12 protein-coding genes are annotated in these 14,848 nt (G+C 72.6%); 2 read left to right on the top strand and 10 right to left on the bottom strand.

Features of this window, described 5'->3' with window-relative positions:
- Window positions 1-498: 498 nt before the first annotated feature.
- The 6 genes from AB0D04_RS39780 to AB0D04_RS39755 all read right to left on the bottom strand — a co-directional run bounded on the left by AB0D04_RS39780 (window position 499) and on the right by AB0D04_RS39755 (window position 7,698).
- Entirely contained in the window at window positions 499-780 is a 282-nt protein-coding gene (locus tag AB0D04_RS39780) for an HU family DNA-binding protein (protein WP_030069353.1), read from the bottom strand.
- Between the two features lie 306 nt (window positions 781-1,086).
- Window positions 1,087-2,520 (bottom strand): NAD-dependent malic enzyme, encoded by a 1,434-nt coding sequence (locus AB0D04_RS39775; protein ID WP_362712286.1) that lies wholly within the window; start codon window positions 2,518-2,520, stop codon window positions 1,087-1,089.
- 524 nt (window positions 2,521-3,044) lie between these two features.
- Window positions 3,045-5,402, bottom strand: coding sequence for a UvrD-helicase domain-containing protein (locus tag AB0D04_RS39770; protein WP_362712285.1), 2,358 nt, complete (start codon window positions 5,400-5,402; stop codon window positions 3,045-3,047).
- A gap of 209 nt (window positions 5,403-5,611) precedes the next feature.
- Window positions 5,612-6,358, bottom strand: a complete 747-nt coding sequence (locus AB0D04_RS39765; RefSeq protein ID WP_362712284.1) for a zf-HC2 domain-containing protein — start codon at window positions 6,356-6,358, stop codon at window positions 5,612-5,614.
- Window positions 6,355-6,876, bottom strand: coding sequence for a sigma-70 family RNA polymerase sigma factor (locus AB0D04_RS39760; RefSeq protein ID WP_362712283.1), 522 nt, complete (start codon window positions 6,874-6,876; stop codon window positions 6,355-6,357). The genes AB0D04_RS39765 and AB0D04_RS39760 overlap by 4 nt, the downstream gene beginning before the upstream one ends.
- A 210-nt stretch (window positions 6,877-7,086) precedes the next feature.
- Window positions 7,087-7,698 (bottom strand): ABATE domain-containing protein, encoded by a 612-nt coding sequence (locus AB0D04_RS39755; RefSeq protein ID WP_362712282.1) that lies wholly within the window; start codon window positions 7,696-7,698, stop codon window positions 7,087-7,089.
- 203 nt (window positions 7,699-7,901) lie between these two features.
- Between AB0D04_RS39755 and AB0D04_RS39750 the strand changes: the two genes are divergently transcribed.
- Window positions 7,902-8,687, top strand: coding sequence for a class I SAM-dependent methyltransferase (locus AB0D04_RS39750; RefSeq protein ID WP_362712281.1), 786 nt, complete (start codon window positions 7,902-7,904; stop codon window positions 8,685-8,687).
- 33 nt (window positions 8,688-8,720) lie between these two features.
- On the opposite strand, the gene AB0D04_RS39745 is transcribed toward AB0D04_RS39750, so the two are convergent.
- From AB0D04_RS39745 to AB0D04_RS39730, 4 genes are all read right to left on the bottom strand, one after another.
- Window positions 8,721-9,890 (bottom strand): uroporphyrinogen-III synthase, encoded by a 1,170-nt coding sequence (locus AB0D04_RS39745; RefSeq protein ID WP_362712280.1) that lies wholly within the window; start codon window positions 9,888-9,890, stop codon window positions 8,721-8,723.
- A 207-nt stretch (window positions 9,891-10,097) separates the two neighbouring features.
- Window positions 10,098-11,528, bottom strand: a complete 1,431-nt coding sequence (locus tag AB0D04_RS39740; protein ID WP_362712279.1) for a nitrate/nitrite transporter — start codon at window positions 11,526-11,528, stop codon at window positions 10,098-10,100.
- Window positions 11,529-11,678: 150 nt separating this feature from the next.
- The gene (locus AB0D04_RS39735) at window positions 11,679-12,215 is read right to left on the bottom strand and encodes a DUF4232 domain-containing protein (RefSeq protein WP_362712278.1); all 537 of its coding nucleotides are present in this window, start codon (window positions 12,213-12,215) and stop codon (window positions 11,679-11,681) included.
- A gap of 88 nt (window positions 12,216-12,303) precedes the next feature.
- Window positions 12,304-13,287 carry a LysR family transcriptional regulator gene (locus AB0D04_RS39730; RefSeq protein ID WP_362712277.1) on the bottom strand — a complete coding sequence of 328 codons (984 nt, stop codon included), beginning with the start codon at window positions 13,285-13,287 and terminating at the stop codon, window positions 12,304-12,306.
- 133 nt (window positions 13,288-13,420) lie between these two features.
- On the opposite strand from AB0D04_RS39730, the gene AB0D04_RS39725 reads away from it, so the two are divergent.
- A partial coding sequence (locus tag AB0D04_RS39725) for an MFS transporter (RefSeq protein WP_362712287.1) occupies window positions 13,421-14,848 on the top strand: 1,428 nt, incomplete at its 3' end.

The following is a 14,848-nucleotide window of genomic DNA, read 5'->3' as shown; positions in this document are numbered from 1 at the left end:
GCGGCCGGGGGGGGGCGGCCCCCGGGCCGGGGGGCCCCCCCCTCCGGCAATTCCCGTGCGGGGGCGGCGCGTTCGGGCGACGAGGATCACCGCTCGGCGGCGGGGATCGGCATGCCGCGCCAGGCTCCCCGTCCCCGGCCGCGGGTCGGCACCTGCGCGCCGTACCGGCCGCGCCGGGCATGCGCCCGGTCCCCGTACGGCCGTGATCGCCCCTCTGGGGGGCATTGGCCCGGCGGACCCGCCCTTCCCCCCGCGCCACCCGGACCAGGGCCGCAGAACCGGCCGCAGGGCCCGTACGGCGGCCGCGCACCGCGAACGCCGGGCCCGTACGGCGAGTACGCACCCGGCAGCTGCCCCATATGGGGGATACATCCCCATTCGCCGCCCCATCGCCACCACGACGACAACGATTACGCAGCCGAAAGGGCGGCCACCCCCGAAGGGATGGCCGCCCTTTATGGCGCTGCGCCGCGGCGTGCTGCCGGGCCGGCGAGGGTCTTACTTACCCTTGGCCGCTTCCTTGAGCTTGGAGCCCGCGGAGACCTTCACGCTGTAGCCGGCCGGGATCTGGATCGGGTCGCCGGTCTGCGGGTTGCGCGCGGTGCGAGCGGCACGGTGGGTGCGCTCGAAGGTCAGGAAGCCGGGGATGGTGACCTTCTCGTCGCCCTTGGCGACGATCTCGCCGGTCACCTCGGCGAGGGCGGCCAGAACGGCGTCGGCGTCCTTGCGGGTCACCTCGGCGCGATCGGCCAGAGCGGCCACCAGCTCACTGCGGTTCATGTTTGTACTCCCGTGTTCTTCTTGCCAATGAGGCGTGAGATCGAAGCCGATGCTGCCAGGGCCCTCGGACAGTCCCCGGACCCGGGTCTGGTGCCAGACCCTCGCGCCCGGTTACGCATCCTGCCCCTACCTGCGGGGCTAAAGCCAATCCGGAACCCCGGAGGGTCACACGAAAGCCCCACTGCCTCGTACTGGTGACGTTCCGTACCATGCCGCTCCGGGCCGGCCCCATCAGGGCGGCGGTCGTTTTGCTGAGCGCCAGCCTATGGGGGGCCTGTGGAGGGCGTGTCACGCGACGCGCCGTACTCAGAGGGCCGTGGCGGCCGTCACATCCGGGTCGGCGGCCTTCGCCGCGTCGCGCACCGCACCGGCCACCGCGCCCGCGACCTTGTCGTTGAAGACGCTGGGGATGATGTAGTTCGCGTTGAGCTCGTCGTCCAGGACGACATCGGCCAGGGCACCGGCCGCGGCCAGCATCATCTCCGTGTTGACCGTGCGCGACTGCGCGTCCAGCAGGCCGCGGAAGACGCCGGGGAAGACCAGGACGTTGTTGATCTGGTTGGGGAAGTCGGAGCGGCCGGTGGCCACGACGGCGGCGGTCTGCCGGGCGATGGCCGGGTCGACCTCCGGGTCGGGGTTGGCGAGTGCGAACACGATCGCGCCCTCGGCCATCTTCGCCACGTCGTCGCCGTCCAGGACGTTGGGCGCGGAGACGCCGATGAAGACGTCCGCGCCGACCACGGCCTCCTTGAGGGTGCCGGTGACGCCCTCGGGGTTGGTGTTGTCGGCGATCCAGCGCAGCGGCGAGTCCGGGTCGGCGTCGACCAGGTCGGCGCGGCCGGCGTGCACCACGCCGTGGATGTCGGCGACGACGGCGTGCTGGACACCGGCCGCGATCAGCAGCTTGAGGATGGCGGTGCCGGCGGCGCCGGCGCCGGACATCACGACCCGTACGTCATGGATCTTCTTGCCGACGACGCGCAGCGCGTTGGTGAGGGCGGCGAGCACGACGATGGCGGTGCCGTGCTGGTCGTCGTGGAAGACGGGGATGTCCAGGGCCTCGCGCAGCCGGGCCTCGATCTCGAAGCAGCGGGGCGCGGAGATGTCCTCGAGGTTGATGCCGGCGAAGCCGGGGGCGATGGCCTTGACGATCTCGACGATCGCGTCGGAGTCCTGGGTGTCCAGGCACAGCGGCCAGGCGTCGATGCCGGCGAAGGTCTTGAAGAGGGCCGCCTTGCCCTCCATGACCGGCAGCGCGGCCTTGGGGCCGATGTTGCCCAGGCCAAGCACGGCGGAGCCGTCGGTGACGACCGCGACGCTGTTGCGCTTGATCGTCAGGCGGCGGGCGTCGTCGGGGTTGTCGGCGATGGCCTGGCAGACCCGCGCCACACCGGGGGTGTAGACCATCGACAGGTCGTCACGGTTGCGGATGGGGTGCTTCGACGACATCTCGATCTTGCCGCCGAGGTGCATCAGGAACGTACGGTCGGAGACCTTGCCGAGCGAGACGCCGTCGATGTCACGCAGCTTGCCGACGATCTCGTCCGCGTGCGCGGTGGACGTCGCGGCGATGGTGACGTCGATCCGGAGCTTTTCGTGGCCGGAAGCGGTCACATCGAGGCCGGTGACCGACCCGCCGGAGGACTCCACGGCCGTGGTGAGCTGGCTGACCGCGGTCCCGCTGGCCGGGACCTCCAGCCGAACCGTCATCGAGTACGAGACGCTGGGCGCCGTTGCCATGGCCGACTTCCTCTGCTTTCCCTGGTTTTCCCTCTAAACGGCTCCGTGACCCGGGGGTGCCCAAGTACGGAGCGCGTTGTCCGATCGTCCCACCTACCAGCCGGTACACGGTAACCAGCTACGAAATTCGGAAAGACAATTCCACCATACGAGAGATCGCTGGGTGAGCGGAACCCCCTCCCGGCATCACGGCAAGGCGATTTCCGGCACGGTCCGCGCGACGCCCGGGAAAACGACCGCGGGCGCCCCTCCCGGAGGAGGGACGCCCGCGGACTGCTTGGTGACACCGACCCGCCATGCTCGCCTCGCGGCAAGTGGTCGCTCGTAGCGACGATGGTTGGGCCCGGGGGCTTGGATCGGGCCGGTGCCGTCACCCAGGCTAACAAACCCTCCCCGGATGCGAATCCCGTCATGGGGAGCGGATTTCAAGACCCCTCGGACGGTCGCCGCTGCCCTCCCCCGTACGGCGGCTCCGCGCACCCGTACGGCGGCCGGCCCCGTCGCAGGGCCGGCCGCGCGGCAGGTCAGTCGCGCAGCAGGTCGGGCACCCCCGCCGCGTCCGGGTCGTCGCGCCCGGTGGAGAGCACCGTCAGCTGCTGGGTGGCGCGGGTCAGTGCGACATAGAGCACCCGCAGCCCGGCCGGGGACTCGTCGGCGATCTCGGCCGGCGAGACCACCAGCGTCGCGTCGTACTCCAGCCCCTTGGCCTCCAGCGAGCCCAGTGCGACCACCCGGTCGCCGAGTCCGGCCAGCCAGCGGCGGGCCTGCTCGCGGCGGTTCATGGCCACCACGACGCCGACCGTGCCGTCGACCTCGTCCAGCAGCCGCGCGGCCTCGGCCGCCGTGGCCCGCGCCAGCTCCCCGTCGGCGGAGCCGTCAGGGCCATTGGGGGCAGTCACCGCGAACCGCGGCTCCAGGCCCGTCGAGCGGACCGCGTCCGGCGACTGCATACCGGGCATCGCCAGCGCCAGCACCCTGGCCGCCAGCTCGGCGATCTCCGCCGGGTTGCGGTAGTTCACGGTGAGCGTGAAGCGGCGGCGCGGGCGGGTGCCGAGCGCCTCGTCGCGGGCGAGGGCGGCCTCGTCCGGGTCGGACCAGGAGGACTGCGCCGGGTCGCCGACGACCGTCCAGGTGGCGTGCCGGCCACGGCGGCCGACCATCCGCCACTGCATCGGCGTCAGGTCCTGTGCCTCGTCGACGATGACATGGGCGTAGTCGGTGCGCTCCTCCTCCAGGCGCTCGCGGCGGCCGCGGGCGCCGGAGTTGCGGTCCGCGAAGGTCGTCAGCTCCTCCAGACCGGTCAGGTGGTCCAGCGGGTCGGCCTCGCGCGGGCGGGGCGGGCGCATCGGGGCGCCGAGGATCAGCTGGAGCTCGTCCAGCAGCGCGACATCGTGCACCGACAGCGGGCCCTGGCCCCGCTCGTCCAGGCAGCGCAGCGAGCGGGCCAGCCGGCGCACCTCGCGCGGGTTGAGGATCCGGCGGGCCCAGCGGCCGAGCAGCCGCTCGTCGGTCATCGCGGCGAGCACGGCGCGCGGGGTGAGCTCCGGCCACCAGGTGTCGAGGAATTCCTGGAAGTGCGGCTCGGTGGAGATGTCCTCGTCGAAGCCCTGGCGGACCTCGGCGGCCAGCTCCGGATCCGTGTAGCGGCGGGCGGCGCCCGACTTGGTCCACAGGGCGTCGAGGATCAGCCGGCGGGCGCGCGGGCGCAGCAGGTTGACCGGGGCGGTGCCGCCAAGTGCGGCGTGCCGGATGCCGCGCAGCTCGTCGGCGTCCAGTTCGAGGCGGCCGCCGAAGGCGACGACGCGCAGTCCGGTGGCCTGCGCCTCCCGGTCCCGCTGCGGCAGGTCCAGCGCGCCGCGGGCGGCCTTGCGCAGCAGCTTCTGCATCCGCGACGAGCCCTTGGTGCGGGCGACGTCCGGCGGGTCGTACGCGGTGGCCTCGGCGCCGTCCACCATGGAGCCCAGCGCGCGGATGGCGACCTGGCCCTCCTCGCCGAGCGAGGGCAGCACGCCTTCGGTGTAGGCGACCAGCAGCGGGGTCGGGGAGACGACCAGGATGCCGCCGGCGTAGCGGCGGCGGTCCTGGTAGAGGAGGTAGGCGGCGCGGTGCAGGGCGACCGCGGTCTTGCCGGTGCCGGGGCCGCCCTCGACCTCGGTGACGGAGGCGGCGGGGGCCCGGATGACCATGTCCTGCTCGGCCTGGATGGAGGCGACGATGTCGCGCATGGTGTGGCTGCGGGCCCGGCCCAGCGCCGCCATCAGGGCGCCGTCGCCGATGGCGGGCAGTTCCACGCCGTCCAGGGTGGCGGTGATTTCCGGGCGCATCAGATCGTCCTCGACGCCGAGGACCCTGCGGCCCTTGGAGCGGATGACGCGGCGCCGGACGACCCGGCCGGGGGCGACCGGGGTGGCGCGGTAGAAGGGCGCGGCGGCCGGTGCCCGCCAGTCGATGACCAGCGGCGAGTAGTCCGCGTCGAGCACACCGAGGCGGCCGATGTGCAGCGTCTCGGCGATCGCGGCACGGTTGTCGGCGATGGCGCCCTCGGCGGGCTCGACGGAGGTGTAGGCGCCGTCCGCGCCCTTTTTGCCGTCCTTGCCGAGGAGCAGGTCGATACGGCCGAAGAGGAAGTCCTCGTACTCGGAATTGAGCCGGTGGAGATGGACGCCGGCCTGGAAGACCTGGGCGTCGCGTTCGGCGAGCGCGCCGGGCGTGCCGACCTGGCCGCGTTTGGCGGCGTCGTCCATCAGGAACTCTGCTTCGTGGATCTTCTCCTCAAGGCGCCGGTAGACGCTGTCGAGATGCGTCTGCTCGGCCTCGATCTCGCGGTCGCGAACGGAATCCGATGCGTGATCCGGCGCGTGCGTGGCGTTCTGCGCGGCCACCCAGGCCCCCTTCTGCTGTGCGTAGGGCAGCCGTCAACCGTACGCGAACGGGGCACCGTATGCATCTGGCCATACGGACAAAATCGGGCGTGTCCGGTCGGATGTTGACCTGGACGTTAACTTCGGCAGAAGTCCGCGTGACCGGTCCGGACCGCCCCGGGCCGCGTCCGGCACCCGGGAGGCGGCCCGGGACGGGGCCCGGACCGCCCTCAGACGTCCACGCCGCCCAGCCGCTCGCCGGTGAGCGTACGGATCTCGAAGCGGTCGATGTCGCCGCGGCGGAAGGCCGCGCCGCCCGCGGCGTACAGCGGCTCGCTGTTCCACTTGGCGGCGCTGCCCTTGATGCCGTAGCCGCCCTTGGGCACCGCCCAGGTGGTGACGGTCTGGCGGCGGCCGTCCTTGCCCACGGCGACCAGGTCGCAGGTGAGCGGCCCCTTGACGCCGGCGAGCCGGAGGACGACCTGGGTGCCCCAGGGCTTGGCGGCCATGGAGACGCCGGCCGAGACCTTGGTGTCGGGATCGACGGCGGTCACCTGCTCGCCCGCGGCGTACTGCGCGCGGACGGCAGCGGCGAGCGGCGGCGCGGCCGGCTCCTGCTTCGTTCCCCCGCCGGACAGGGCGAGGGTGGCGAGCGGACCGGCGATGATCAGTGCGGCGGCCGCGGCGACGAGATACAGCCGGCGCCGGCCGCGGCCGCGCCGGGTGGCCGCCACCTCGCCGAGCAGCCCGTCCAGGACGGCGGGCCCCGGTACGGCCGTGATCGTCTCCGTGGTGGGCGCGGTCTCCTTGAACTCGGCCAGCAGCGGGGACAGCCCCATCAGCTCCTCGAGTTCGGCCGCGCACCGGTCGCAGCCGACCAGATGCTGCTCGAACCGTTCCGCGTCGACGGCATCCAGGACACCCAGCGCATAGGCGCCGACGTCGCTGTGCCGGCCGGGCTGCGTGGGCGGGATCACTCCGTCACTCCTCGTTCCTCGAGCGAGAGCCTCAGGGAGCGCAGCGCATAGAAGACCCGGGACCGCACGGTCCCCGCCGGTACACGCAGAACTTCCGCTGCCTCGCTGACCGTACGCTCCTTGAAGTACGTCTCGACAAGGGCCTCCCGGTGGGCCGGGCTCAGATCGCTCAGCGCCTCGGAGATCGTCATCATCCGCAGCGCCCGGTCGATCACATCGGCCGCCGGCATCGTCTCCAGAGGCGTCGCATCGACCTCCTGGGGCCGGGCCCGGCGGCTGCGGTGACCGTCGATGACGATCCGCCGGGCGACGGTCACCAGCCACGGCCGGATGGAGCCGGTGGCGCGCTGGAGCTGTCCGGCATTGCGCCAGGCGCGCACCAGCGTCTCCTGCACGACGTCTTCCGCGCGGTGCCGGTCGCCCGCCACCAGGCGCAGGACGAAGGCGAGAAGCGGGCCCGCGTGCTCGTCGTAGAGGGCTCGCATGAGCTCCTCGTCGGGTGTCGTCCTGTCTGCCACGGCGGCATCCTTGCGCACTCCAACTCCCGGGTCGATAGCGCGGATCACCGGAAGCACCCGGGACCATGCCACGAATCGGCCGGAGGGCCCGGCCTTTTGGGGAGGGATACGGACGGGACGGGCCGGTTTGCTCAAGGGGCGGCGAAGAATTTTGTGCGGCCGGAAATTTTACCGGGTCAGGAGGTGCGGCCGGGTGCCCGTGCGGCGCGGCTATCTGCCCGGCTGCCCGGCGCTGCGGGCCCCTGCGCCGCCCCGGTCCGTCGTCCGCCTGCGGTGCCGCGCCACCCGCTCCCGGTTGCCGCACACCTCGCTGGAGCACCAACGGCGGCGGCGCCCGCGGGAAGCGTCCAGATAGACCAGCGAACAGCTCTCGCCCGCGCATTGCCGCAGCTGCCCGCGCGCCGTGGCATCGGTCAGCAGCCCTACGGCGTCCCGGGCCACCGCGGCCAGCAGCCCCGCGCAGTCCGGCGGTCCGGGGAACGCGGGGGCCAGCGTGCCGTCCTCGGCGCGCACCACAAGGAGGGCGGGCGGCCCGGCGGCCCCGGCCGCGGCATTGAGCAGCTCCAGGTCGGCGTCGGCCGCACGGCCGCGCAGCTCGTCGTGCACCACCCGGCGCAGCAGCTCGCGCAACGCCCGGAAGCGGGCGACCCACTGCCCGTCGACGCCGTCCAGTGGGACGCCGCGGGGCACCACTCCCGTGCCGGTCAGCCAGGCCGTCAAGTGCTCGGGGCCGGTGAGCCGTTCGGCCGGTTCGCCGGCCGTGGCCACCAGGTCCAGGCAGATCCGCCCGCAGTCGAACCGCAGGTCGTAAGGGGCCGCCATGTGCCTGTCACTCCCTAGAGACAACGCAGAACACACGCGGAACACACGCGCGTTCCCCCAGAGTGCCCGGTGGGGGCCCCGGCCGGAACCCTGCGGCGGCGGGGCCGTCCGGATGCACCGCGGGTACGCGCCAGATACGGACACGCCAAGCCGGCCTGCACAGTAGACACTTTGCGTATACACCTCATGTATAGTCCGTCGGCATGTCACCCACACGCCTCCAGAGGAACCGCGCCGGCCTGACCCACAAGATCGGTTACGCGGTACGGAACCCGGCCCGGATCGCCCCGTACGTCAAGCGCTCCGCCCGCGACACCTGGCTGCGCATCAAGCACCCCCGCCACGTGGACTACTACCGCGCGGTGATGGCCTCCGACACCGGCCGCAGCCCGGAGGCCGCGGTCGGCAGCCGCAGCCATGAACGCTGGCTGGCACTGGGCGAGATGCAGTTCGACTACCTGATGGAACACGGCCTGCGGCCCGGCCACCGGATGCTCGACATCGGCTGCGGCAATCTGCGGGCCGGCCGGCGCTTCATCGCCCACCTCGACACCGGCAACTACTACGGCATCGACATCTCGCCGGACATCCTGATCTCCGCGAAGCGGACCCTGACGGCGTACGAGCTCCAGGACAAACTGCCCCACCTGACGATCACTCAGGACCTCAAGCTGGACTTCCTCCCCGCGGGCCACTTCGACATCGTCCATGCGCACAGCGTCTTCTCGCACTCACCGATCGACGTCATCGAGGAGTGCTTCGCGCATGTCGGCCGGATCCTGGCCCCCGGCGGCTTCTTCGACTTCACCTTCGACCGCACCGAAGGCACCGAGCACCAGGTGCTGCGCGAGGACTTCTACTACCGCACCGAGACGCTCCTGCGGCTGGCCCGTCGGCACGGGCTCGAGGCGCGCTTCATGGAGGACTGGGAGACCCGCAAGCACGGCCAGTCCAAGATCCGCGTCAGCAATCCGGCCGGGAGCGCCTGACCGGGACCGTGGCCCGCGGCCCGGCGGGGCCGGCTACACCCCGTCGTACTTCTCCGTCTCCGCGTGCGGATCGAGCGACAGCCGGTACCCCCGCTTGACCACCGTCTGGATCAGCTTGGGCGCGCCCAGCGCCACCCGCAGCCGGGCCATCGCCGTCTCCACCGCATGCTCGTCCCGGCCCGCGCCCGGCAGCGCCCGCAGCAGATCCGCGCGGGAGACCACCCAGCCGGGGCGCCGGGCCAGCGCGCGCAGCAGCGCCATCCCGGCGGGCGGCACCGGCCGCAGCTCGCCGTTGACCACGACGGCGTGCCCGCGGATCTCGATACGGTGCCCGGCGACCGGCAACGGCTGCGTCCGGCCCGGAAGTTCCCGGCACAGCAGCTGGACGAGCGGCCCCAGCCGGAACCGTTCGGGCTGGAGCGTCGGGATGTCCTGCGCCTGGAGCGGCAGCGCGGTGACCGGCCCCACGCACACCGCCAGCACCTCCTGCCGCAGCGCCGTCTGCACCTCCTCCTGGATGCCGCGCTCTTCGGCGCGGCGCAGCAGGGAGGCGGCGGCCGGGGCGCTGGTGAAGGTCACCGCGTCCACGCCGCGGCCGACGACCGCGTCCAGCAGGCGGTCCACCGGGCCGATGTCCTCCGGCGGCATCCACCGGTACACGGGGACGCCCACCACCTCCGCGCCGTCGGCCCGCAGCGCCTCGACGAAGCCCGGCAGCAGCTCCCCGTGCAGCTGGATGGCCACCCGGCGCCCCGAGACACCCTCCTCCAGCAGCCGGTCGAGGACCTCGGCCATCGACTCCGAGGCCGGCGACCACTTCTCGTTCAGTCCGGCGGCCCGGATGGCGCCGCGCACCTTCGGGCCACGCGCCAGCAGCTCCACCGCGGCCAGCTGCTCCAGCAGCGCCTCGCCCAGCCCCCAGCCCTCGGCGGCCTCCACCCAGCCGCGGAACCCGATGGCGGTGGTGGCCACGACCACGTCCGGCGCGTTCGCGATCAGGTCCTGGGTCGCGGCGAGCAGTTCGGTGTCGTCCGGCAACGGGACGATCCGCAGCGCGGGCGCATGCACGACCTGCGCGCCGCGCCGCTCCAGCAGTGTGCCCAGCTCCTCCGCCCGCCGTGCCGCGGTCACGCCGACGGTGAACCCGTCCAGCGCCCGCACGGCGGCCGGACCCTCGTGCTCCTGCTGCTGATGGTGGTGCATGGTCGCCGTCCCGGTCCGCCCAGAGTGGTGTGCTGCGTGCTGCCCCGCACCGCCGCGGCTCGGGCGGCACGGGCTAGGAAGGTGCCCAGCCTGCCAACGGCACATGACAGGCCCGGTCCCTCAGTATTTCCCGTCTGTTACGGGCGTCCCTCGCGCCCCGCCCGAGCAAGGTGGTGTTCCCGTTGCCCACGTGACTGGCGGGGCGCCTCAGACCTCCGCATACACCGGCCGCGGAGCCCCCTCCCCCGCTTCCGACGCCGCCGCGGCCTTTCCGCGCGCCACCGGCCGCAGGTATACGGCCCAGGTCACCGCGCCGCACACCACGTAGCAGACCAGGAACGACACAAACGCGGGTGTCCCCGAACCGGTCGCTGCGAACGACTGCCGGAAGGCGAGATTGATCCCCAGCCCGCCGAGCGCCCCGACCGCCCCGATCAGCCCCATCGCGGCCCCGGAAAGCCGCCGCCCGTACGCCGCGGCCTCCTCTCCCGCGAGCCCCTGCCGTACCGCCTGCGCCTGGAAGATCCCGGGAATCATCTTGTACGTGGAGCCGTTGCCGAGCCCCGTCAGCACGAACAGCGCAATGAACCCGATGAGAAACACCGGCAGGGACCGCTCGGCCGACGCGTAGATCACCACGGCCGTGGCCGCGCCCATCGCCGCGAAATTCCCCAGCGTGATCCGCGCACCACCGAACCGGTCCGCCAGCCGCCCGCCGACCGGCCGCACCAGCGACCCCAGCAGCGGCCCGATGAACGTCAGCGACGCCGCCTGCAGAGGCGTCCGCGCAAACTGGCTCTGCAGGACGAGCCCGAAGGCGAAGCTGTACCCGATGAACGAACCGAACGTGCCGACATACAGCAGCGCCATCACCCAGGTGTGCCGCTCCTTGGCCGCATCCACTGCCGCCCCGGTGTCATTGGTCACCGGTCCCAGGTTGTCCATGAACAGCGCCGACAGCACCGCCGCGGTCACGATCAGCGGCACGTATACCGCCAGCACGATCCGCGGCTGCGCGGCCCCCGCCGTACCGATCACCAGCAGCCCCAGCAACTGAATCACCGGCACACCGATATTCCCGCCGCCGGCATTCAGCCCCAGCGCCCACCCTTTCTTGCGCAGCGGATAGAACGCGTTGATGTTCGTCATCGACGAGGCGAAATTCCCCCCGCCGACACCGGCCAGCGCCGCCACGACAAGGAACGTGCTGTACGACGTCCCGGGTGTCATCACCACCGCCGCCGCACCCGTCGGCACCAGCAGCAGGAGCGCGCTGAACACCGTCCAGTTACGCCCCCCGAACCGCGCCACCGCAAAGGTGTACGGCACCCGCAGCACGCCGCCCACCGCCGTCGGCATCGCCACGAGGAAGAACTTCCCGGCCGGGTCGACCCCGTACTCGGGACCCATGAAGAGCACCATCACCGACCACAGGCTCCAAATGGAGAACCCGATGTGCTCGGAAAAGACGGAGAAAATCAGATTCCGCCGCGCAATGCGCTCCCCGCTCTCCGCCCAGAACTTCTCGTCCTCCGGCTCCCACTGCTCGATCCACCGCCGTCCCTGTCGCGGACGACTCCCGTCACGACCACCCCTGGGGTCGCCGCTCCCTGCTTTCGTAACCACCTCGGCCGCCATCCCGCCTCCCAAGCTTCTCGACTCCTCCTTGAAGCTAGGGACGCCGGGTTTCCACCCGATGCCGCCCGATGACACCGGCGAAACCTTGCACTCACGGGGCGGGGTGGGGGGCGGTGAGGGGGCCGGCGGCCACGGGCCCGCTGCGGCGGCCTACTCGGCCGCCACCCGCGGCGGGCTCATCCAGATCGTGTCCTCGCAGATGTCCATCCGGGACCGCTTGCCCCTCTCGTCCCGGACCGGTATCGCCCATCCGGTCCGGTCGCGCGGGGCGGCGACCACGGCCATCTCATTGCTCACCAGGCAGGACTCGGACGGACGGCCCTGGTACGCGTCCCGGTAGCGCAAGCTGGTCGTCACCGTCGCGCCGCGCCGCAGGTCGATCGGCGCGGCCGCCCCACGCCCCTTCCCGTCGGACTCCGGTCCCTTCCCGACATGCACCGCGACCACTGGGAACCCGTGAAAGACACAGGGCTGCGCCCCCTTGTTGACCACCGACAGCCGGGCCTCGCGATGCATACTGCGCGGCACCTTCTTCAGCACGGTGAGCTTCCACCGCAGGCTTTTCGTCGTGCAGTTGGCATGCAGGGCCGCCATCCGGGCGGAACCACAACCGACGACGCCCAGGCCGAGGGTGAGGGTCAAAGTGAGCGCGGCCGTGCTCGCCGCCAGAAGTGAGCGTCGCCGCACGACTCCCCCTGATTCGTTGTGGACACGGTTCCCTGCAGTTAAGGAAGCGTTTCACGCGCCCGGGGTTGCCTGCCCGCGGCCCGGAGCCTCACCGTCGTACGGCCCCGACGCCCATCACCGCCGCATCCCCGTCCGGCAGCCACCACCCCTCCCTGGGAACCGACAACCAGCCGTCCCGCTCACCCAGTTCCCGCACCGCCGCCCGCAATGCCTCCAGTCCGGGATGGCGCAGCCCCCGCCGCCACACCATCGACACGGGCGACAACGGCACCGGATCGACCAGCGGCCGCAACACCATCCCCGGCACCTCGATGAACTCCACGCTCGCCAGCACCGACCACCCCCGCTTGCGCACCACCCGCACAAACTCCTCCGGCCCCTCGATCTCCGGGAACGTCGCCGCCATCGCCATCCCCCGCCCCTGGAACAGCCGCGCCGCCAGATCCGTCCACTCGGCGGTCTGCGCGTTCCCCGCACCCGCGTAGAGGGTCTCGCCGGCCAGCGCTGCCAGCGGCACGGCAGACCGCGCGGCCAGCGGATGGTCCTCGCTCAGCAGCACCGCCATCGGCTCCAGCCGTACGGGCTGATGCACCAGCCCGGCCCGGACCCCCGACGGCAGCCCCGCGAACCGGCCGAACGACACGTCCAGCCGCCCCGCCGCCAGCTCCCCCGCCGCCCCGGCCAGCCCGCTGTGAAAACGGGCAACCAGCTCACAGCTCTCCGGCACCCGCTCCCGCGCCTCGTCCAGCACCCGGTACGCGGTCCCGAGCGGCGCCCTGACATCCACCAGCAGCGGCCGCTCGACGGCACCCCGGAACGCGGCGACCAGCTCGTCCTGCGCACTCAGCACCCGGCGCGCATACGGCAGCAGCCGCTCCCCGTCCACCGTCAACGCCACCTGCCGCGTGCTCCGCACGAAGAGACCGGCCCCCAACTCCCGCTCCAGCCGCCGGATGTCACGACTGAGCGCCTGCTGGGCGACGTAGAGGCGAGCGGCGGCCCGGGTGAAGTGGAGCTCGTCGGCGACGGCGAGAAACGCCCGCAACAACCGAGGCTCGATGTCGTACGCCATCGCCCCATCCTCCCCACTCACAACCCAGGTGCGTAAATGGCCGCCACCCAGGTGTTGGACGCCCGCAGGCCCCGCCCGCGACCGTAGACACATGATCCTCTTCCTCGCCGCCCGCCCGGTGACCGCCCCTCCCATGCGTCCCGCGCCGTCTCGCCGCCCCACCCCGCACGCACGCCCCGCACCTTCCGCACGCGTGCCCCGCAGCCCGCGACCCGCCACTCCCCCACGGAATACCGAAAGCGCCCGGCCGACGCCTTCCGTACCGCCTGCGGCCGACGGGCCTGGCCGCCGCCCGCCCCACCGCCGTCTCCTCGCCCCCTACCAGCACATCTTCGCCCTGCCCGGCACCCGTGCCTTCACCGCCGCCAACCTGCTGGCCCGCCTGCCCATGGGCATGCTCAGCGTCAGCGCGGTCCTGATGATCGCCGGCACCCGCGGCTCCTACGCACTGGCCGGCGCCGTCACCGCCACCGGTCTGGCGGCAACGGCGCTGGTCGGTCCGGCGACCGCCCGCCTGGTCGACCGCCACGGCCAGGCCCGCATCGCCGTCCCTGCCACCGTCCTCGCCGTCCTCGGCTCCCTCTCCCTCCTCCTCTGCGTCCGCTACGACGCCCCCACCTGGACCCTCTTCGCCTCCTACGCCGCCACCGCCACCACCCCCAACACCGGCGGCATGTCCCGCGCCCGCTGGGCCCACCTCTTCCGCGACGACCCCGCAGCCCGCCACACCGCCAACTCCTTCGAACAGGCCGCGGACGAACTCTGCTTCATGCTCGGCCCCGTCCTCGCCACCCTGCTGTGCACCACCCTCTTCCCCGAGGCCGGCACGGCAGTGGCGGCGGCCTGCCTGCTCACCGGCGTCCTCCTGTTCGCCGCCCAGCGCCACACCGAGCCCCCCGTCGCCGCCCGCGCCTCCCGCTCCCGCCCCCGTTCGCCGCTCCGTCTGCCCGGCCTGCCGCCGCTTCTGCTCACCTTCCTCGCCACCGGGGCGATCTTCGGGTCCCTGGAGGTCGTCACCATCGCCTACGCCGACGATCACGGCGTACGGTCCGCCGCAGGCGGCATACTCGCCCTCCAGGCAGCCGGTTCCTGCGCGGCGGGCCTGCTCTACGGCTTGCTGCGCCCCGCCAACCGGCCCGCACACCCCTCGCGCCGCTTCCGTCTCTGCGTCGGCGCCATGGCCGCCCTGATGCTGCTCCCCCTCCTCGCCGCCCGGACCGGCAGCCTGACGGCACTGACCGGTGCCCTTCTCCTGGCGGGCATGGCCACCGCCCCGACCATGGTCACCGGCATGGGACTGATCCAGTCCCGCACCCCGGCAGACCGGTTGAACGAAGGCATGACCCTGGCCGTGACCGCTCTGCTGAGCGGAATCGCCACCGGATCGGCGGCGGGCGGCTGGGCCGTGGACCACCTCTCCGCCCCCGGACCGGGCCCCGCCCCCGGCCCCGGCCTCGCCTACACCGTCCCCGCCGCAGCCGCCGCCCTCGCCCTGGCCACCGCGGTGCTCACCTCGCTCGGCCGGCAAACCAAAAAGCCGTTGCCCCCCCAGGATCCACGC

It is taken from the genome of Streptomyces sp. NPDC048483 (assembly GCF_040651455.1).
In the GTDB taxonomy this organism is placed as follows: domain Bacteria; phylum Actinomycetota; class Actinomycetes; order Streptomycetales; family Streptomycetaceae; genus Streptomyces.
Note: the sequence above shows the minus strand (reverse complement) of the source record. Positions and strands in the feature narration are given on the sequence as shown.